We start from the raw sequence: 19,652 nt of genomic DNA on the forward strand, positions 1-19,652 counted from the left end.
AACGACAGATCTGTGACATCTACCCTTCGTCGGTCGTGGTATCGATCGCTTCCAGCACCTCGGCTGCCAGGCTGCGCGTGATGCGCACACGGCGGGCAAGCGCCAGCTTGTCCAGTCGATCGACAATCTCCTGTGCCGCCGAAAAAGACCGCTCCATCCGCTGAACGATATAGCCGACGATCTTGTCATCGATGTAAAGCTGCCGGTCGGCAAACAGCTTCATGATGACCTGTCCCAGCAGATCCTCGTCCGGCGTCCCGATCTCGACCACGGTTGCCGCCTTGAGGCGCGATCGCAGGTCGGCGAGCGAGACATTCCACGAAGGCGGAAAGCTGCGCGAGGTGATCAGCAGCGTGGTGCCATGCTGCTTGACGCTGTTGATGACATGGAAAAGCTCGACCTCGTCGAAACCCTGGCGGTCGGCATCCTCGAGAACCACCGGGCCGCGTGCGGCCAAAGCGGGCGCATCGCGCCCAGGCTGCGGATCGATATCGACGGCTCCGCTCTGCTGACGAAAAATCTCGGCGAGGTGCGACTTGCCCGAGCCGGCCGGACCGGTGAGCACCACGACGGGTGCCGGCCATGCGGGCCAGCTGTCGATCAAGGCGACGGCGGCAGCCAGGCGCTCGGACACAAGCAGGTCGTCGCGACCGGTCGCCGATCCATGGTCGAAGACAAGCGGCAATTGTTCCGCGATACCACGCCGCTCGGGGGGCTTCCTGACGTCAGCCATTTACGTCTCAGTCGTCTGCGCCGGAATCTCGATCACCGGAGGCTTCGGCTCTCCGGCGATTTCAATCACCGCGCCGTAGTAGAGATCACTCTCAAGATACCGCGACAACGCGAACCGGACAAGCACGCCGACGGCCGCCGCTGCCGGAACCGCGACGAGCACACCGACAAAGCCGAACAGGGAGCCGAAGGCAAACAGGGCAAACATCAACCAGACGGGATGTAGACCGACACTTTTGCCAACCAGTTTCGGCTGCAGGATATTGCCCTCGAGAAACTGGCCGAAGAAGAAGATGCCGGCAATGAAGCCGATCCAGAGGTAATCGGGCCAGAACTGGACAAGTGCCACGCCGATCGCCAGCAGCAGGCCGACCGTTGAACCGACATAGGGAATGAAGCTGATCAGGCCGGTGAAGAAGCCGATCAACAGGCCGAAATTCAGCCCCGCCAAGGACAGCGCAACGGCATAGAAGAGACCAAGGATCAGGCAGAGCGAACCCTGACCACGGACAAAGCCGGCAATGGTGTTGTCGAGTTCGGTCGCCAGTTTACGCACTGTCGCGAGTTGGCCGCGCGGTACCCAGCCGTCGACCTTGGCGATCATGCGATCCCAGTCTAGCAAAAGATAGAAGGCGACAACGGGCGTGACGACCAGAAGCGAAACAATGTCGAGCAGTGCCTTGCCGGAATTCCAGATCTGCTCGACCAATGTACCAAGAAAGCCGACGCCCTCGCTGATATAGCGAGAGAAATTGCTCTTGATCGTGTCCATCTGGCCATTCAGCCATTCCGGCAGCCAGGAGGCATTCGACGTGGCGATGAAGGTTTGCAACTGGGTCATGTAGGCAGGCACGCGCTCGATGAAGTCATTCAGCTGGCTGGCCAGGATCGGGATGATGATCATCAGCGACAGGGCAAAGACGATGACGAAGGTGACGAGGATGACCACCGTCGCCATCAGGCGGCTCAGCCCCAGACGCTCGAGCCGGTCGGCCACCGGATCAAGGAAATAGGCAAGCGCCATGCCGGCGATGAAGGGCAGCAGGATCGAGCTGAACATCATGAGGAACAGAACGAAGACGGCAAGAGCGACGAGCCAGAACATCACCTGACGCCTCAGGCCAATCCCGCTAATATACTTCGGCATGTCTGGTTCCCATTTTCATCCGTCGAGCGCCATTTGTGCGACGCAACCGTTCTTTCTCTAGCAGCAGATAGATCGGGCCGAAACCCTCGGTCACGAATGTGACCTCCCGAGGGGCAGATCTTGCCCGCTTGCACCAGAATTGGCAGGAAATCGGGGCCTAACTCTCGTCGCGACTTGCATATCCGGCCTCTTCATGCAATGGCCCAGCCAAATTCTCTCAGGATCGGAGGCACGGATGAGCCAGGCTGGAAAGAACGGTTTGACCTACAGCGATGCAGGCGTGGATATCGACGCCGGAAATCTGATGGTCGAGAAGATCAAGCCGGCCGTGCGCTCGACGCGCCGTCCGGGCGCTGACGGCGAGATCGGCGGCTTCGGCGGCCTGTTCGACCTGAAGGCCGCCGGCTTCACCGATCCGATCCTGGTGGCCGCCAATGACGGCGTCGGCACCAAGCTGAAGATCGCCATCGACGCCAATATCCATGACACGGTCGGCATCGACCTGGTTGCCATGTGCGTCAACGACCTCGTCGTGCAGGGCGCCGAACCGCTGCTGTTCCTCGACTACTATGCCACCGGCAAGCTCGACCCGGATCAGGGCGCTGCGATCGTTATGGGTATCGCGGCCGGCTGCCGCGAGGCAGGCTGTGCGCTGATCGGTGGCGAGACCGCTGAAATGCCGGGCATGTATTCGCATGGCGACTACGACCTTGCAGGCTTTGCCGTCGGCGCTGCCGAACGCGGTGAACTTCTGCCGGCGGGCGATATCGCCGAAGGTGACGTGATCCTCGGCCTGTCCTCATCCGGTGTGCATTCGAACGGCTTTTCGCTGGTGCGCAAGATCGTCGAGTTGTCCGGGCTTGGCTGGGATGCCCCTGCCCCGTTTGCGGCCGAAAAGACACTGGGCGCTGCCCTGCTTGCGCCGACCCGCATCTATGTGAAGCCGCTCCTGAAGGCGATCAAGGAAACCAAGGCGCTGAAGGCACTGGCTCATATCACCGGCGGGGGCTTCCCAGAAAACATTCCGCGGGTTCTGCCGAAGCATCTGGCTGCCGAGATCGACCTCTCGTCGATCCAGGTGCCGGCCGTGTTCTCCTGGCTCGCCAAGACCGGCGGCGTTGCGCAGAACGAAATGCTGCGCACATTCAACTGCGGCATCGGCATGATCGTCGTCGTTTCGGCTGAGAACGCCGACACCGTGACGTCTGCGCTTCAGGCAGAAGGCGAAACCGTTGCCCGTCTCGGCCGCATGGTCGCACGCGAAGACGGCGCGCATGGCACGATCTACAAGGGCACGCTCGCCCTATGAGCGCAGCCCGCAAGCGCATCGCTGTCTTCATCTCCGGCAGCGGATCGAACATGCTGGCGCTGGCAAAGGCCTGCGAGGCGGCCGAATTTCCGGCCGAGATCGTTGCGGTGTTCTCGGACAAGCCGGCAGCGGGGGGCATCGCCAAAGCGCAGGCCCTTGGCATCGCCACGCATGTATTCGAGCGCAAGGACTATGCGAGCAAGGCCGAGCATGAGGCAGCCATTCTGGCGGCCCTCGACGCAGCCTTGCCGGATTTCGTCTGCCTGGCCGGCTATATGCGCCTGCTGTCTGGTGAATTCATCCAGCGTTACGAGGGTCGGATCCTCAACATCCACCCTTCCCTCCTGCCGCTGTTTCCCGGCCTTCACACGCATCAGCGTGCACTGGACGCCGGCGTGATGGTCGCAGGATGCACCGTGCATTTCGTCACCGAAGGCATGGATGAAGGTCCGGTCATCGCCCAGTCCGTCGTGCCGATCCTGCCCGGCGATACGGCCGATGATCTTGCCGCGCGCGTTCTCACCATCGAACATACGAGCTATCCCCTGGCCCTTCGACTGGTTGCCGAGGGCAAGATCCGCATGCTGGCAGATGGAAAAGTCGAACGGCAGACCTATCTCGGCGATCCGGCTGCAAAACTGATCAGTGCCTGACGTTCAGTCAGTCCATAACGTTCCGAGACTGCGGTAGATCATATAGGCGCCCACGACGAACACCACCGCTGCGAAGATGCGATTGAGCGTGTTCTTGTGGGCGGCAAGCCTGCCTGAGACGAATGTGCCGAGCAGGCCACCCAGAAGACCGCCGAAAATGAACTCGGCCGCAAGCGTCCAGTCCACCAGTCCCGACAGCGCGTAGTTGACGGCAGTCGCCAATCCGAAGGCGCTGACCGCAAGAAGCGACGTGCCGACAGCATTGATCATCGGCATGCCGGTTGCCAGCATCAGGCCGGGCACGATGAGGAAGCCGCCGCCGATGCCGAAAAAGCCGGATGCGGCCCCGGTAGTGAGCGCGATCGCCGCCGTTGCCAGACACATTTTGAGGTCCATCGGGCGTGGCGTAGCGGGTACCACAGGTTTTGGCCGGGCCATCAATGCCGCCACGACCAGCATGACCAGGCCGAAGAGAAGCAGCAGTTTTGTCCCGTCCATCGCCTTGCCGAGCGAAGACCCGCCCAGCGCACCGATCACGCCCAGAACGGCAAAGACCAGACCGCAACGCCAGCGAACATGGCCCTTCGCAGCATGACTGGCAAAATTGAGCAAGGCGTTGACGGAGACCGCCAGCGCTCCGGTTCCGATTGCGATATGTGGCTGGGAAACACCGACCACATAGAGCAGCAGCGGCGTGGCCAGGATCGAACCGCCGCCGCCCAGAAGCCCAAGCGAGAAACCGACGAGACTACCGGAGCCGATCGCTGGCAGAAGTGTCCCGGTCATGAGATTTTGCCGGCAACAAAGCGATCATGAATGACCATGCCGGCCAGCATGGCGGCGACAAACAGGACGATCGCGCCATAGCCCATCGGCAGGGCGGCAATTGCCGGCCCCGGGCACAGACCGCCAAGCCCCCAGCCGACGCCGAAGATCGCCGAGCCGAGGAGCAGCGGCAGATCCACTTTCGTTTTCCCCGGGATATGAAAGCATCCCGCCAGAAGTGGACGCGCCATCGTCTTGACCAGCAGCATGCCCGTCATGGCGACGACCACGGCGCCGCCAAGGACAAACATCAGACTGGGGTCCCAGGCGCCGAAGACATCGAGGAAGCCCTGAACGCGGGAGGGATCCAGCATGCCCGACAGCGACAGGCCGAAGCCGAACAGCGTACCGCTGACGAGGGAGGCCAGAGCTTGGGCATAGGCCGGTTTCATAGGCTGCCTCGCATCAGGGTGACCGTAATGATGCCCGTGGCCAGGAAGGTCATGACGGCTGCCAGGGAACGGAGCGAAAGCCTGGCAAGGCCAATGACCCCATGGCCACTGGTGCAGCCCGACCCCATGCGCGAGCCGAAGCCGACCAGAAGGCCGGCCACGCCGATCAGTGGCAGGGACGCGGTGATGGTCACCGTCGGCCACGCCTTGAAAAGAGCAACATAAACAAGAAGGCCCGCCATCAGGCCGACGACGAAGGCCGCGTTGATCAGGCGGCTGTATCCCTGCGCCAGCCGTCCGACAATGCCACTGATACCGGCAATGCGGCCATTCAGGGCGAGCAACAGGATAGCGGAAAGCCCAATCAGCGCGCCGCCGATCAAGGATTGCAGATATTGCGTCACTTGCGGCGTCATGTCGGCATATCCTCGGCGCAGAAGATGGTGAAAAGGGCCATTATGAGCTTGGCAGTCTTTGCCTCCACCAGACGGTAGAAGATCTGCTTGCCCTCCCGGCGGGTCTCGACAATTCCCGCATCGCGCAGAACTGTTAGCTGCTGGGACAGCGTCGGCTGATGGACATCAAGCCTCTCCTCCAGCTCTCCGACCGAATATTCGCCCTGCACCAGCGTGCAGACCAGCATCAGGCGGACGGGATGCGCAAGCGTCTTCAGGTGGCCGGCCACTTCCGTTGCTCGCATCTCCATGAGGTCGGGGCTCATCGCCGTGCGGTTCCTGAACTCCAGCACGTTCACCACTTGGCACCCGCCAATGCATCGATCGGGATCTTCAGATAACGCCGGCCATTGCTCTCCGGCTCCGGCAGGCGACCACCGCGCACATTGACCTGCAGTGCATGCAGGATCAGTTTCGGCATGGTCAGGGTCCGGTCGCGCGCCTGCCTAAGATCGATGAATGCCTGCTCGCTGATCCTGGCGAGGTGCATATTGGTGAGCTTCTGCTCGCCAACCGTGCTTTCCCAGCGCGGATGACGGCCGCCCGGCTGGTAATCATGGCCGGTAAACACACGGGTCTCGTCCGGCAGCGCAAGGATCGCCTGGATCGAATTCCAGAGCGCATGGGCGCTGCCGCCGGGGAAATCGGTGCGGGCCGTGCCGCTGTCGGGCATGAAGATCGTGTCGTGCACGAAGGCTGCATCGCCGATGACATAGGTGATGGACGCAAGTGTATGCCCCGGCGAAAACATCACCTTCGCGTCGATCGAGCCGAGCTTGAAACTGTCACCCGGCTTGAACAGGCGATCCCAATAGGAACCATCGGTGCGCAATTCCGGCCAGTTGTAGATGTCCTTCCACAGCGCCTGCACCTCCACGACATGGTCGCCGATCGCAGTCTGCGCACCGGTCTTCGATTTCAGGTAGTGCGCGGCGGATAGATGGTCGGCATGCGGATGGGTATCAAGGATCCACTCGACCGCCAGCCCCTGGCTTTCGACATAGGCCAGAATTCGGTCGGCATTATCGGTCGAGGTCTGTCCCGACTTCTCGTCATAGTCGAGCACGGGGTCGATGATAGCGCATTTGCCGGTCTCGGGATCGGAGACGACATACTGAACGCTCCAGGTGCGCGGATCAAAGAAACCCTTGACCTGAGGGCGGCGGGCGGCACGGCGATCGAGAAAGGCGATGACGGCGGTCAGGTCCATGCCATGGCGGTCGCCGAGTGCAAGCACCTGGTCATGCGTCATGCGACCGTCCAAGACTTCGATGATCGCATAAAGCGCCAGCGCACGATGGCCGGTACGGCAATGCGCCAGAACCGGTCCTTTGCCCGGCGCCGTTACCGCCGCGCGAAACGCATCAACATCGGCATCGGTCAGCCCGGCCAAAGTCAGCGGCAGGAACATGTAGGACAGTCCGGCTTCTGCGGCTGCGTCCTTTTCGGCGCGCGTGCCGATGGCACCTTCCTCGCCTTCAGGGCGCAAATTGACGAGCGCTGAAAAACCCGCCTCCCCCAAGCGCTCGATGTCTGCAACCGAAGGCTGGGCGGCAATGGAAAGTCGGTCATTGATACGGGTGGCGAACATGACAATATCCTCAATGATCAATATATGAAACGGCATATTGTTTATCGACTACGCCTTCAAGTCCATCGGCTTTTGATTTTTCTCAACACCAGGCACGCATAAAGCAAAGATTAACCAAGATCGTACAACCTGAAACTGTCTTCTTCGTTCAGGACTACGTGATGATGTATGCGACCCGCTTCCGGCCAACTTTGACGACCACGCTTTTGCCGGTGCTGCTGCTGGCAATGCCGGTGGCCGCCGTTGCGCAGGACCGGCTCTATACGTCGTCTGACGGCGCGGTATCGTTTCAGGCCGGTCTTGGTATCGCCAACATCAAAGCCGGCGAATACGTCTATGATGGCGACCACAAGCTCAGCCAACTTGACTGGGAAAGCAAGGGCGTCAAGGTCGGCACGCTCGGTACGGAGATCGAGCTTGGCTACAATTGGCGCATGAAGGGGCGCATTGATGTCGGCTTCAGCGGCAATGGCGAGATGGAAGACCGCGACTGGCTGGACTATTCGAACGACGACTGGACCCATCAGTCGCTGCATCCGGACACAAAGCTCGGCCACTATGTCAATGTAACGATCGAGGCGGATCACGCGCTGGTAGACAACGGCTCAACCCGCATCGCCCTTGGCGGTGGCGCCGGCTATACCGACGTCAAATGGAAATCCTATGGCGGCAGCTATATCTACAGTTCCAGCGCCAGCTCGCTCTACGATACGGTCGGCACGTTCGACCCCGATGAAAAAGGCATCAGCTATCGCCAGAAGATACCGGTTGCCTATCTGAGTGCGAGCGCCGAGCAGACGGTTGGTGCGTTCAGCGTCTCCGGCAGCATGCGCGGCGGCGTCGCCTTTGGCTTTGATGGCGTCGATGACCACTGGATGCGCGATCTGCGCTTCTTTGACGAAGTCAAAATAGCGCCGATGGTCGGGGCAACCGCCTCGCTCGACTATCGTTTCCTGCCGATGACGTCGATCTATCTGTCTGGCAGCTTCGACAAGATGTTCGAAGGAAAAGGCGACACGCGCGTGGTCCACACGCCGACCAGCCTGCAGGCAATCTATGCCGACACCGCTGGCGCCGACTATCAGATCCTATCGGTATCGATGGGCCTCAAGGGCAAGTTCTGAAAACGGACGCATTGCCTCAGCTGTAGCCCGTCGCTGATTGCAGGGCCACCCATTGCAGCAGCATGATGGTTTTTGCATCGACAATCTCGCCGCGGGCGATCATCGCCAGCGCCTCGTCGAAAGGCAATTCGACCACTTCGAGGTCTTCCTTCTCCTCGACAAGGCCACCACCGTCTGCGACGCGATCCGTATCGACGACCGTGGCATAGAAGCTGTGCAGCTTCTCTGTCACCGATCCCGGCGACATGTAGGGCGCAAATGCCTTTCGGACCGACGCTACCTTGTAGCCGGTCTCCTCATAGGCCTCGCGAATAGCCGCTTCTTCCGCCGTCTCGCCCTCGTCGATGAAACCGGCGGGTACCTCAAGCAGAAAAGGATGATCGCCCATCAGATGGGCTGGAATCCGCAACTGCCGCACCAGCGTCACGGTGTCGGCTTCGACATTGTGCAACAGGATGCCTGCGGCTTCGCTGCGATCGAAGACTTCCCATTCCAGACGATGCGGCTTGCGGCCTTCGCGAAAGAAATCGAACGTGACGCGGCGCAGGTGGCTCCAGCCCTTCCACAGCGTCTTGTCCTCGACGATGGAAATACTGCTCTTGTCAAAAATGCTCATGATGAAATGTCTTGCCTGTCAATTCGCGGCGCTGTCGCCCGGATGCCTAAACGGCTCGGAGCCAGACCTTGTTGTCGTGGAAGGCCGCACCGCCATGCGGAGCGGCGGCGTCGGCACCGGTCAGGACGTTGATTCCCTCGCCGTCGAGATGGGACTTGTTCGGCCACAGGCCTTCAGCCACCAGAACGCCGGGCTTCACGGCATCGGTGACCTTGGCATGGATGCGCAGTTCGCCGCGACCATTGCCGATCCGAACGACGTCGCCATCGGTGATGCGAAGGCTCGTGGCATCGGCAGGGTTGACCATGACTTCCGGGCGCCCTTCCTTGTCGCGCGAGGTCTTGGTTTCGGCAAAGGTGGAGTTGAGGAAGTTGCGCGCCGGTGATGTCGCCAGCCGGAAGGGATGCTCTGCATCGGCAAGCTCGATCAGATCGACCTGGTCAGGGAAAACCGGCAGCGCCTTGACCGGTCCAAACGAACCGAGAACGGCCGGCGGCTTGTTGGGCGCCGGCGTGCCTTCCCAGTCGGGCCTGAAGCGGAACTTGCCATCCGGGTGGGCAAAACCCTTAAGGTAATGCGCATCCTCGAAGGCCGGCTGGCAATCGAGCCATTTTTCCTCGGCCAGCGTATCAAAGTCCGGCTTGCCGCTGACTTTCAGCATATGCTCGATATGCTCGCGCTCGGTCAGGCCGAAGCCTGGACGATCAGCCACCCCGAGCCGCTTCGCCAGTTCTTCTATGACGAAAAGATTGGTGCGCACGGTGTCCGGTGCATCGACGAGCTTCGGCCCGAGCAGGATATGGCTCTGGCCGCCGCCGCGATAGATGTCGTCATGCTCGACGAACATGGTGGCGGGCAGCACGATGTCGGCAAGCTCCGCCGTCTCCGTCATGAACTGCTCGTGCACGGCGACGAAGAGGTCGTTGCGCAGGAAGCCCTCTTTCACAAGCCGCTGTTCGGGCGCGACATTGATCGGGTTGGTGTTCTGGATGATCATGGCGGTAACCGGCCCGCGATGGCGCAGAGCCTCGGCGTCGCCGGTCAGCACCCGGCCGATCTGGGACTGGTCGAGCATGCGGATATCGGGGTCGACCATGGCCGTGCCCATCAGATCCGCCTTGTTCAGCTTGAAGATATCGCTGTTGGAATGGAAGGCGCCGCCGCCTTCATGCTGCCACGAGCCCAGAACTGTTGCCAGCGACAGTGCGGCATGCATCGAGACAGCACCGTTGCGGCTGCGGGTGAAGCCGTAGCCGAGGCGGAAGAAGGTCTTGCGGGTCTCTCCGACATGGCGGGCGAAGGCCTCGATCTCCTCAACGGAAAGGCCGGTAATGTTTGACGCCCATTCCGGCGTCTTGTCCTTCAGGTGCGCCTCGAGGCCGGCCGGATCGTCGGCAAATTTTGCCATATAGGCGCGGTCGGCATAACCATCGCGGAAAGCGATGTGCATGGCGGCGCAGGCAAGTGCTGCGTCGGTACCGGGCCTGACGATCAGGGCCATGTCGGCCTGCTTCATCGTCGGGTTGTCATAGACGTCGATCACGACGATCTTCGCACCGCGATCCTTGCGGGCCTTGATCGCATGGGTCATCACATTGACCTGGGTGGCGACCGCATTGGTGCCCCAGATCACCACGCAATCCGACACCGCCATCTCGCGGGGATCAGGTCCGCGCAGCGTTCCGGTTCCCATCACATAACCGGTCCAGGCCAGGTTGGTGCAGATGCTGCCGAAGAAGCCGGAGTAACGCTTTGCATGACGCAGGCGTTCGATCGAATCGCGCTGCACCAGCCCCATCGTGCCGGCGTAAAAATACGGCCAGACGGCCTCGCTGCCGTGTTTCTGCTCGGCCTTGACGAAGGCATCAGCAATCTCGTCGAGGGCCGCCTCCCAGCTGACATCCTGCCACTGCCCCGCACCTTTTGCGCCAGCGCGGCGAACCGGTTTCATCAAACGGTCGGGATGATAGAGACGCTCGGCATACCGCGCGACCTTGGCGCAGATGACGCCAGCGGTATAGGTGTTGTCCGAAGCGCCGCGAACGCGGCCGATCCTGCCCTCCGGTGTCAGTTCGACATCGAGCGCACAGGTGGATGGACAGTCATGCGGACAGGCCGTATGACCAACGGAACGATTGCGGATGGGGCTCTGGATATTCATGCCATTTTTATAGGGCATGGCGTGAGAGCTCAAAAGCCCCATTCGAACAAATCATCAAAGCCATCGGAACCGTTCATGAATTATCGCCACATCTATCACGCGGGCAATTTCGCCGATGTCTTGAAGCATCTCGTGCTATCGCGGCTGATCGTCTATCTGCAACAGAAGGACAAGGCTTTCCGGGTGCTGGACACCCATGCCGGGATCGGACTCTACGACCTTTCCTCGGAAGAAGCGCAGAAGACCGGCGAATGGCTGGAAGGTATCGGCAAGGTCATCGATGCAGAGCTGCCGGCCAAGGTCGCCGAAATCATGCAACCCTATCTCGACGTGGTGAAAGCGCTCAATCCCGACCGGGAGCCGAATGGACCACTGACGTTTTATCCCGGCTCACCAAAGCTATCACGCGATCTCTTCCGCCCACAGGACCGGCTTTCGGCGATGGAACTGCATCCGGACGATTCGCGTGCGCTTTCACGGTTGTTCGAGGGTGACTTTCAGGTTCGCGTGACCGAACTCGACGGCTGGCTGACGCTGGGTGCGCATCTGCCGCCGAAGGAAAAGCGCGGCATCGTGCTGATCGACCCGCCGTTTGAGATCGAAGGCGAATACGAGCGACTGGTCGAGGGGCTGGCCAAGGCACATCGCCGGTTCGCCAGCGGCGTCTATTGCCTCTGGTATCCGATCAAGAAGGGCGCACCGATCATCGCCTTCCACGACGCCTTGAAGGCGCTGGAGATCCCGAAAATGCTCTGCGCGGAACTGTCGATCAAGAGCGACCGCGACCAGACCGGCCTTTCCGGCACTGGGCTGATCATCGTCAACCCGCCCTTCACGCTGAAGGACGAGTTGCATGCGGCCCTTCCGGAGTTGAAGCGCCTGATGGCACAGGATCGCTACGCCTCGCACCGCTGCTTCTGGCTGCGCGGCGAAGACTGAGACAGCGACCGAAAGGCACTGACACAATGCGCTCCTATGCCGGATTTCTCGCGCTCGGCGCCTTGGTCATCGGTGCGGCGATCTATGGCCTGATGCCGGCGGAGAGACAGACCGGCGACACCGCGGACACGGTCGCAAAGAGCCAGAAGCCGGCAGTGGCGCCAGCAAAGCCGATTGACCCGCAGGCCCGAGCCAAGGTCCAAGTGCCGCAAGGCGACGGCTTCGACTTCTATGTCCTGTCGCTGTCTTGGTCGCCGACCTTCTGCCAAGCCAACGGCTCCGCCCGCAACCGCGACCAATGCGGGCCAGGCAAGCGTTTCGGCCTGATCGTTCACGGGCTTTGGCCGCAATATGAACGCGGCTATCCGGAAAGCTGCCCGACCGACCAGCCGCAGCAGGTGCCCGTGGGCATCGGACGCCGGATGATGGACATCATGCCAGGCATGGGACTGATCGGCCACCAATGGCGCAAGCACGGCACATGCTCAGGCCTTGCCATGGCAGACTACTTTTCGGTTGTGAGGCAGGCATTCGAAACGGTGCGCATTCCCGAAGCGCTTCGTCGGCCAGGCCCGCAACCCCGGACATCGCCGCAGGCGCTTGAAGATGCCTTGATCAAGAGCAATCCGGGACTGTCGCGCTCGGCAGTCGCCGTGACCTGTGATAATCAGAGACTCGATGAGGTCCGGATCTGCTTCAGCAAGGCGCTCGATTTTCGCGCCTGCCCCGAGGTCGATGCCAATGCTTGCCGCCGGTCCGAGCTGACGATACCTCCCGCCCCGTAAGATAACGATACATACTGGAAAACGTCGATGAAGCTGCTTTTCGCTCCCGCCTCGCCCTATTCGTCGAAAGTCAGAATGGCAGCGCGCCACCTTGGCATTACCTTGGAAGAGGTGCGGGTCAACACGGCGGAGAACCCGTCCGAGCTGTTGGACGCCAATCCGCTTGGCAAGATTCCGGCGCTGATTGCCGATGACGGTGAAGCCGTCTTCGACAGCCGCGCCATCATGCATTATCTGCACCGGATCAGCGGCAAGGCTCTCTACCCCAAGAAAGACACGAAGCGTACCGAAGCGGAAGTGCTTGAGGCGCTGGCCGACGGCATCAGCGATAGCCTACTGGCGATCGTCTACGAGAAGCGTTTCCGTCCGCCGGAACTGGTCAGCCAGGCGGCGATGGATCGGCAGTGGGAAAAGGTCAATCGCGGCCTGGATTATCTGGACGCACATCTGCCGAAGATCGGCAAGAAGCTGCACGGCGGCCATTTTGCACTGGCCTCCCTACTCGGCTACCTGATGCTGCGCTTCCCGGGCGAATGGGAAGGCGGCCGCACGGCGCTAACCGAATGGCCGGCCAAGTTCGCCAAGCAGTTCGAGGCCTACCCGGCCCTGCGCCCCAAAGCCTGAGCCTGAGCCTGAGCCTGAGCCTGAGCCTGAGCCTGGCACAAGACAACAAAAAAGCCGGGGCAGAACCCCGGCTTTTTCGATAATTGCTGATCGAATGGATCAGAACTTGACGCCCATACCAACCTTGACGGAGTGGTCGTCGAAGCCCTTGGACACTGTGCCCGAGCTGAGTTCGAAATCGCGCTTCTGGTAGTCCGAGTAGCGGTATTCGACGCGCGCGGTGATGTTGTTGGTAACCATCGCTTCAACACCGGCACCAACCGTGTAACCGGCTGCAATGCGTTCGTCGTTGGAAGCGCCGTCTTCCAGTTCATGGTTGGCAACAGCCAGACCGGCCGTACCATAGAGCAGGAAGGGGTTCATGTCGTAACCAACGCGACCACGGAGCGAGCCGTTGACGCCCTGGGTGCCGGTCAGGCCAGCGCCTGCGCTGCCATCTTCGCCGTTGTAGCCGAGGTCGGCTTCAGCACCGTATACGATCTGGCCGTTCTGCATGTTGTAGCCGCCGTAAACCGAGCCGCCGAGGCCCTTGGCGTCGCGACCTTCGGTCGAACCGGTGAACTTGCCGAAGTCGTAGGTAGCGGCGCCACCGATGTAAGCGCCAGACCAGCTGCCTGCAGGAGCAGAGTAGCTTTCCGTCGCAGCCGGTGCTTCCGGGATCTGGTCGATCGCGTCAGCGGCCTGAACAGCCTGGAAAGCGACGAGAGTGGTTGCAGACGCGATGAGCATCATCTTGAAGGTACGCATAAATAGTCTCCTTTCGGTTCTCGACCGCGCTTACGAATAACCAACGGCGGCCTGAACGATATCTTGGGTATTCCCTGCCCGTTCCGACTGAACAAATGGACGCCAATTGAGGAATTGAAAGAGCCGAAATGTGAATTGTTTGTGGCAACGGCATGACGAAATTTGGATGTTGCTTGAAAACAACAGGGTATTCATTAACCCTAACAAATTCTTTACGCAAGAAAATGAAGTTTATCCAAATTTATATTTTCGCACCCTAAAGTATAACTCGACTCAAATCGCAGAGAACAATTTCTCGTCCCCTGTTCAATTTTTCAATCGCCGCCATATATGCAGCGCAGCACATTGATTACCAAGGTTAAAACCCATGCAGACGAGCATACCCAAAGCCGCCCTCGTGACCGGATCAGCCAAAAGACTTGGCCGCGCGATTGCCGAGGACCTCGCACGCCATGGTTTTGCCATCGCGCTGCATGCGAAAACATCAATCGACGACTGCGCGGCGCTGGCCGCCGCGATGCGGGCCGACGGACACAAGGTCACGGCGCTGCAGGCGGACCTTGCAAACATTTCAGAGGCCGCATCGCTGATTTCCCGCGCAGAGGCCGAAATCGGCCCGATCGGGCTGCTGGTCAACAATGCCTCGGTGTTCGAGGAGGATAATGCCGATGAATTCAACGCCGAACGATTCGCGCGGCATTTCGACCTGCATGTCCGGGCGCCAGCCATCCTGTCTGCCTCTTTTGCCAATGCCCTGCCCGCGCCGCTGCCTGGCCTGATCGTCAACATCATCGACCAGCGTGTGCTGGCGCTGAAACCGACCTTCTTTTCCTATACACTGTCGAAATCAACTCTATGGACCGCAACGCAAACCATGGCGCAGGCTTTTGCCCCGCGTATCCGCGTCAACGCGATCGGCCCGGGGCCGACTTTGATTTCGGACCGGCAGCGTCAGGAAGATTTCGAGGCGCAGATCGACAGCCTGCCCCTGAGGCGCGGCCCCTCACTTGAGGAATTCGGTCGCACCATCCGCTTTCTTTTTGACACGCCTTCGATCACCGGCCAAATGATTGCCCTTGATGGCGGACAGCATCTGATCTGGCCGGGATCGACGGGCGTGGAGATTGTTGAATGACCGGAGGAAAGCTGCCTGATGGCGGTGTTCTCTATGACGGAACCGAAGACGACGACGATGACGCCATCGTCGAGAGTGATTCGCCGCGCCTGCCGCTCAGCATCGACTGGAACGAAGGCGACCTCAACGCGACCGACCTGACCGGCGCCGATCTGATCGCGGAATTCGTCAAGCAATTGCCCAATAGCCCCGGCGTCTATCGGATGATGAACGGCGCGGGTGACGTTCTCTACGTCGGTAAGGCGCGCAGCCTGAAGAAACGGGTCAGCAACTACGCACAGGGCCGGCTGCATTCCAACCGCCTGACGCGCATGGTGCGTGAAACCACCCATATGGAATTCGTCACGACCCGGACCGAGGTCGAGGCGCTGCTGCTGGAAGCCAATCTGATCAAGCGGCTTCGGCCGCGCTACAATGTGCTTCTGCGCGACGACAAGAGTTTCCCCTATATCCTGATCACCGGCGACAGCCGGGCACCGGCGATCTTCAAGCATCGCGGCGCCCGCGCCCGCAAGGGTGACTATTTCGGCCCGTTTGCCTCGGCGACAGCCGTCAGCCGGACGATCAATTCGCTGCAGCGTGCCTTTCTGTTGCGCACCTGTACCGATAGCGTGTTCGAAAGCCGAACACGGCCCTGTCTTCTCTATCAAATCAAGCGCTGTTCCGGCCCGTGCACCCGGGAGATCGATGACGCGGGTTATGCGGAACTGGTCTCCGAGGCCAAGGATTTCCTGTCGGGGAAGAGCCAGAACGTCAAGGAAGCCATGGCACGCTCGATGAACGAGGCGGCGGAAGAGCTCGATTTCGAGCGGGCCGCCGTGTTTCGCGACCGCCTGGCCGGCCTGTCGCATGTGCAAAGCCACCAGGGCATCAATCCGGCCGGCGTCGAGGAAGCCGATATCTTCGCCATTCATCACGAGGGTGGCCTGACCTGTATCCAGGTGTTCTTTTTCCGCACAGGGCAGAACTGGGGCAACCGCGCCTATTTCCCCAAGGCCGATCCGCAATTGACCAGCGCGGAAGTGCTGAGTGCCTTTCTGGCACAGTTCTACGACGACAAGCCCTGTCCTCGGCAGGTCTTGCTGTCGGAGGGGATTGACGAACAGGATCTGCTGGCTCTCGCCCTGTCGGAAAAGGCCGGACACAAGGTCAATGTGCTGGTTCCACAACGCGGCGAGAAAAGGGATCTGGTCGATCACGTAGTCGCCAATGCGCGCGAGGCGCATGGCCGCAAGCTGGCCGAGACGGCCTCGCAGTCACGCCTGCTGCAGGGCCTGTCCGAGACCTTTGCGCTGCCCTACGTGCCGCGCCGGATCGAGATCTACGACAACTCGCATATCATGGGCACCAATGCCGTCGGCGGCATGGTCGTTGCCGGACCGGAGGGGTTCGTCAAGGGCCAGTACCGCAAGTTCAATATCAAATCGACCGACATCACGCCCGGAGACGACTTCGGCATGATGCGCGAAGTGATGACACGACGCTTTTCCCGCCTGCTGAAGGAAGAGGGAAAGCCTGACCGCACTGTCGCTCCCGACGACAGCGCCGAAGCGCCATTCCCGGCATGGCCAGACGTCATCCTGATCGACGGCGGCCAAGGCCAAATGAGCGCGGTGCGCAAGATCCTCGAGGATCTCGGCATTACCGATAGCGTGATCGCGATCGGCGTCGCCAAGGGCGTTGACCGTGACGCGGGCCGCGAGCGTTTCTTCGTCGCCGGCAAGCCGGACTTCACCCTGCCGCCGCGCGACCCCGTGCTCTATTTCGTCCAGCGCATGCGCGACGAGGCGCACCGGTTTGCCATCGGCACGCATCGGGCGCGACGCAAGAAGGAAATGGTCAAGAACCCGCTGGACGAGATTTCCGGCATCGGCCCGACGCGCAAGCGCGCCCTGCTGCAGCATTTCGGCACGGCCAAGGCCGTCTCGCGCGCGGCGATAGGTGACCTCATGGCGGTCGACGGCATCTCCGAGGCCGTTGCGCGCCTCATCTACAATCATTTTCACGAAAGCGCCGTCGAGTGACGGACACAGCGCAATTTGGCCGCAGAAAATGGTAAAATGGAATCAGAATTCTTGAGTTGACGGGCGAAAGCGAAACCCGTCATCTAGGCGTCGCATCTTTTTCAAAAGTCAGGGCATCATGGCATCGCGCGCATACAATATCCCCAATCTCCTCACCTACGCCCGCATTCTGGCCGTGCCGCTGATCGTCGTCTGCTTTTTCATCGAGGGACGGCTGGAAAGCTCCGACTTTGCTCGCTGGACGAGCCTCGGGCTCTTCGTCGTCGCATCGTTCACCGATTACCTTGACGGCTATCTCGCCCGCATCTGGAACCAGACATCGAATATCGGCCGCATGCTCGACCCGATTGCCGACAAGTTGCTGATCGCCTCGATCCTGCTGCTGATGGCAGCCGATGGCACGATTGCCGGATGGTCGCTTTGGGCCGCGATCACCATCCTTTGCCGCGAGATCCTGGTCTCGGGTCTGCGTGAATATCTGGCAGCCCTGAAAGTCAGCGTTCCGGTGACGCGAATCGCGAAATGGAAGACGGCCGCCCAGATGGTGGCGCTCGCCTTCCTGCTGGCAGGCCCTGCCGGCGACAAGGTCCTGCCCTACACCACGGAACTCGGCATCACGCTTCTGTGGATCGCGGCAATCCTGACAATCTATACCGGCTACGATTATTTCCGCGCCGGCGCCAAGCACATGGTCGATTGACATGGTCAAGCTCGTCTATTTTGCCTGGGTGCGCGAACGGATCGGCAAGGGTGAGGAAGAACTGGACCTTCCCGCATCGGTGGTCACGGCCGGTGATCTGATTGCGCATCTGGCAACGCTTGGCGAAGGCTACGAATCTGCCCTGCAATTCCCGAATGCGATCCGCGTCGCGATCAATCAGGAACATGTCGAGCATGACGAGACCATTGCCGGTGCGCGCGAAATCGGGCTGTTTCCGCCGATGACGGGTGGCTGAGATGGCATCCGGTGAGCCAATCGGGCCGGTCATCCGCGTTCAGCTTGAGGATTTCGATCCCGCTGCGGAAAGCCGCAAGCTTGCGCAAGGCCGGCACGATATCGGCGCCCTGGTTTCGTTTGTCGGCCTCTGCCGTGATGAAGCGGGCAGCTTGCAGGCGCTGGAGCTCGAACACTATCCCGGCATGGCTGAAGCGGAAATGACCCGGATCGGCACGCTGGCGATCGAGCGCTTTTCCCTGCTCGGCCTGACCGCCATTCATCGGCATGGACGCATCGAACCCGGCGAACAGATCGTGCTGGTGATTGCCACTGCAACGCATCGCCAAGCAGCCTTCGATGGTGCCAATTTCGTCATGGATTTTCTGAAAACATCTGCGCCCTTCTGGAAGAAGGAACACGGCAAGGACGGGACGGCCGGCGACTGGGTTGCAGCAAGGGATGCCGACGACACCGCCCGCGACCGCTGGACGAATGTTCTGGGCGGTTCGGGCGTCACGGAATAACCCGCTCGCGGCGACTGACGACCAGGACCGCCACCAGAGCCGCGATCACCACCGCATCTCGCCAGATCATCGGGCCATAACCGCCCCAGAGCGTTTCGGCGACACCGACGACCGCTGCACCCAGTGCCGAGCGCCAGGGCACCGAGTGGCCGCCGGCCGCAGCGATCAGCACGACTTTCAGGCCGAACATCATGCCGGCGCCGAAATCCATCGTGCCATAAAGCGCGGTCGTCGAGAGGCCGGCGATCGCAGCGATCAGGCTTGCGGCCACCAGTGATAGGACAAAGACCGCTCCGGCATCGACGCCACAAAGCCGCGCTGCCAACGGGTCCTCGCTGACCGCCTGCCACTGCCGGCCGACGCGCGACCGGGTGAGCAGCGCATGGCCTACGGCAATCACCAGCAACAGCACACCCACATGAACCAGCTGCATGACGGTCAGGCTGACCGAAAACCCCTCGATCTCGGCAAGGATCATCCGCTGGCTGCCGATCGGCGGCAGCCAGAGGCTGCGCGTATCTGCGGCCAGCCGCGCGGTTTCCGACAGGACGATGACAACCGCCAAAGCGGCAACCATGACAGCGTTCTGCGCGTGATCGTGCAGTGGCCGCATGACGTGACGGGCAATCGTCCAGCCGGCGAAGACCGCATAGGCAAGGCCTGCGACTGCGCCGAGACTTAAGGCAGCCGACAAGACGAGATTGAAGCGGTTCCAGCCGAATTCGACGAACAGAAGCCCGACCTGCCCGGCAAAGGCAAAGAGCGCACCGAAGGTAATGTCGGCACGCCGGGTCATGCCGAAAGCGAGCGAATAGCCGAAGGCCAGGCAGGCATAGAGCGCGGCCACCGGCACGGCATTCAACACTTGCTGCAGCAGATAGCCCATGACGCTCCCTCTCGTCATTTATAACTATCAATAAGGACTTTACCAG

The 19,652-nt window shown here is 60.9% G+C and carries 22 protein-coding genes; 11 read left to right on the forward strand and 11 right to left on the reverse strand.

All coding sequences use genetic code 11. The features are described from left to right. Window positions 1–19: 19 nt before the first annotated feature. Window positions 20–733 (reverse strand): DnaA regulatory inactivator HdaA, encoded by a 714-nt coding sequence (gene hdaA / locus GVK95_RS18535; RefSeq protein ID WP_159952184.1) that lies wholly within the window; start codon window positions 731–733, stop codon window positions 20–22. Then, complete coding sequence (locus tag GVK95_RS18540; RefSeq protein WP_159952185.1) at window positions 734–1,879, reverse strand: AI-2E family transporter; 1,146 nt, start codon at window positions 1,877–1,879, stop codon at window positions 734–736. Window positions 1,880–2,114: 235 nt separating this feature from the next. On the opposite strand from GVK95_RS18540, the gene purM reads away from it, so the two are divergent. Beyond that, window positions 2,115–3,188, forward strand: coding sequence for a phosphoribosylformylglycinamidine cyclo-ligase (gene purM, locus GVK95_RS18545; protein WP_159952186.1), 1,074 nt, complete (start codon window positions 2,115–2,117; stop codon window positions 3,186–3,188). Further along, window positions 3,185–3,841 carry a phosphoribosylglycinamide formyltransferase gene (gene purN, locus GVK95_RS18550; protein WP_159952187.1) on the forward strand — a complete coding sequence of 219 codons (657 nt, stop codon included), beginning with the start codon at window positions 3,185–3,187 and terminating at the stop codon, window positions 3,839–3,841. The genes purM and purN overlap by 4 nt, the downstream gene beginning before the upstream one ends. Window positions 3,842–3,844: 3 nt before the next feature. Here the strand turns inward: purN and GVK95_RS18555 are convergent, their stop codons facing one another. Genes GVK95_RS18555 through blh form a run of 5 tightly spaced genes read right to left on the reverse strand, consistent with a single transcriptional unit; the run spans window position 3,845 to window position 7,104 of the window. Then, complete coding sequence (locus tag GVK95_RS18555) at window positions 3,845–4,627, reverse strand: sulfite exporter TauE/SafE family protein (protein ID WP_159952188.1); 783 nt, start codon at window positions 4,625–4,627, stop codon at window positions 3,845–3,847. Then, window positions 4,624–5,058 (reverse strand): YeeE/YedE family protein, encoded by a 435-nt coding sequence (locus GVK95_RS18560; protein WP_159952189.1) that lies wholly within the window; start codon window positions 5,056–5,058, stop codon window positions 4,624–4,626. Before GVK95_RS18560 ends, GVK95_RS18555 begins: the two co-directional genes overlap by 4 nt. Next, window positions 5,055–5,462: a YeeE/YedE family protein gene (locus GVK95_RS18565; RefSeq protein WP_159952290.1), complete on the reverse strand. Its 408-nt coding sequence runs from the start codon at window positions 5,460–5,462 to the stop codon at window positions 5,055–5,057. Before GVK95_RS18565 ends, GVK95_RS18560 begins: the two co-directional genes overlap by 4 nt. A gap of 8 nt (window positions 5,463–5,470) precedes the next feature. Further along, a complete protein-coding gene (bigR, locus tag GVK95_RS18570; protein ID WP_159952190.1) occupies window positions 5,471–5,779 on the reverse strand; it encodes a sulfite-sensing transcriptional repressor BigR in 309 nt (102 codons plus the stop codon). Window positions 5,780–5,808: 29 nt separating this feature from the next. Then, entirely contained in the window at window positions 5,809–7,104 is a 1,296-nt protein-coding gene (gene blh / locus GVK95_RS18575; protein WP_159952191.1) for a bifunctional sulfur transferase/dioxygenase Blh, read from the reverse strand. A gap of 161 nt (window positions 7,105–7,265) precedes the next feature. On the opposite strand from blh, the gene GVK95_RS18580 reads away from it, so the two are divergent. After that, a complete protein-coding gene (locus tag GVK95_RS18580; protein WP_159952192.1) occupies window positions 7,266–8,228 on the forward strand; it encodes an omptin family outer membrane protease in 963 nt (320 codons plus the stop codon). A 16-nt stretch (window positions 8,229–8,244) separates the two neighbouring features. Here the strand turns inward: GVK95_RS18580 and GVK95_RS18585 are convergent, their stop codons facing one another. Next, entirely contained in the window at window positions 8,245–8,844 is a 600-nt protein-coding gene (locus GVK95_RS18585; RefSeq protein WP_159952193.1) for an NUDIX domain-containing protein, read from the reverse strand. A 46-nt stretch (window positions 8,845–8,890) separates the two neighbouring features. Further along, window positions 8,891–11,005 carry a molybdopterin oxidoreductase family protein gene (locus GVK95_RS18590; RefSeq protein ID WP_244618816.1) on the reverse strand — a complete coding sequence of 705 codons (2,115 nt, stop codon included), beginning with the start codon at window positions 11,003–11,005 and terminating at the stop codon, window positions 8,891–8,893. A 75-nt stretch (window positions 11,006–11,080) separates the two neighbouring features. Between GVK95_RS18590 and GVK95_RS18595 the strand changes: the two genes are divergently transcribed. Genes GVK95_RS18595 through GVK95_RS18605 form a run of 3 tightly spaced genes read left to right on the forward strand, consistent with a single transcriptional unit; the run spans window position 11,081 to window position 13,353 of the window. Continuing rightward, window positions 11,081–11,944, forward strand: a complete 864-nt coding sequence (locus GVK95_RS18595) for a 23S rRNA (adenine(2030)-N(6))-methyltransferase RlmJ (protein ID WP_159952195.1) — start codon at window positions 11,081–11,083, stop codon at window positions 11,942–11,944. Window positions 11,945–11,970: 26 nt separating this feature from the next. Further along, on the forward strand, window positions 11,971–12,729 hold the full coding sequence (locus tag GVK95_RS18600; protein ID WP_159952196.1) for a ribonuclease T2: 759 nt from the start codon (window positions 11,971–11,973) through the stop codon (window positions 12,727–12,729). Between the two features lie 27 nt (window positions 12,730–12,756). After that, window positions 12,757–13,353 (forward strand): glutathione S-transferase N-terminal domain-containing protein, encoded by a 597-nt coding sequence (locus GVK95_RS18605; RefSeq protein WP_159952197.1) that lies wholly within the window; start codon window positions 12,757–12,759, stop codon window positions 13,351–13,353. A gap of 99 nt (window positions 13,354–13,452) precedes the next feature. Here GVK95_RS18605 and GVK95_RS18610 read toward each other — a convergent pair whose 3' ends face one another. Then, a complete protein-coding gene (locus tag GVK95_RS18610; protein WP_244618818.1) occupies window positions 13,453–14,085 on the reverse strand; it encodes an outer membrane protein in 633 nt (210 codons plus the stop codon). Between the two features lie 382 nt (window positions 14,086–14,467). Here GVK95_RS18610 and GVK95_RS18615 point away from each other — a divergent pair, with 382 nt between their 5' ends. From GVK95_RS18615 to GVK95_RS18635, 5 genes are all read left to right on the forward strand, one after another. Next, window positions 14,468–15,235 (forward strand): SDR family oxidoreductase, encoded by a 768-nt coding sequence (locus tag GVK95_RS18615; RefSeq protein WP_159952199.1) that lies wholly within the window; start codon window positions 14,468–14,470, stop codon window positions 15,233–15,235. After that, a complete protein-coding gene (gene uvrC / locus GVK95_RS18620; protein ID WP_159952200.1) occupies window positions 15,232–17,259 on the forward strand; it encodes an excinuclease ABC subunit UvrC in 2,028 nt (675 codons plus the stop codon). Before GVK95_RS18615 ends, uvrC begins: the two co-directional genes overlap by 4 nt. A gap of 118 nt (window positions 17,260–17,377) precedes the next feature. Next, window positions 17,378–17,959, forward strand: coding sequence for a CDP-diacylglycerol--glycerol-3-phosphate 3-phosphatidyltransferase (pgsA, locus tag GVK95_RS18625; protein WP_159952201.1), 582 nt, complete (start codon window positions 17,378–17,380; stop codon window positions 17,957–17,959). Window position 17,960: 1 nt separating this feature from the next. Beyond that, on the forward strand, window positions 17,961–18,215 hold the full coding sequence (gene moaD / locus GVK95_RS18630; protein WP_159952202.1) for a molybdopterin converting factor subunit 1: 255 nt from the start codon (window positions 17,961–17,963) through the stop codon (window positions 18,213–18,215). A 1-nt stretch (window position 18,216) separates the two neighbouring features. After that, window positions 18,217–18,720, forward strand: a complete 504-nt coding sequence (locus GVK95_RS18635) for a molybdenum cofactor biosynthesis protein MoaE (RefSeq protein WP_159952203.1) — start codon at window positions 18,217–18,219, stop codon at window positions 18,718–18,720. On the opposite strand, the gene GVK95_RS18640 is transcribed toward GVK95_RS18635, so the two are convergent. Then, entirely contained in the window at window positions 18,710–19,606 is an 897-nt protein-coding gene (locus GVK95_RS18640) for a branched-chain amino acid ABC transporter permease (RefSeq protein ID WP_159952291.1), read from the reverse strand. The genes GVK95_RS18635 and GVK95_RS18640 overlap by 11 nt on opposite strands. Window positions 19,607–19,652: the final 46 nt, after the last annotated feature.

This window comes from Rhizobium sp. 18065 (assembly GCF_902706095.1).
Taxonomy (GTDB): Bacteria; Pseudomonadota; Alphaproteobacteria; order Rhizobiales; family Rhizobiaceae; genus Allorhizobium.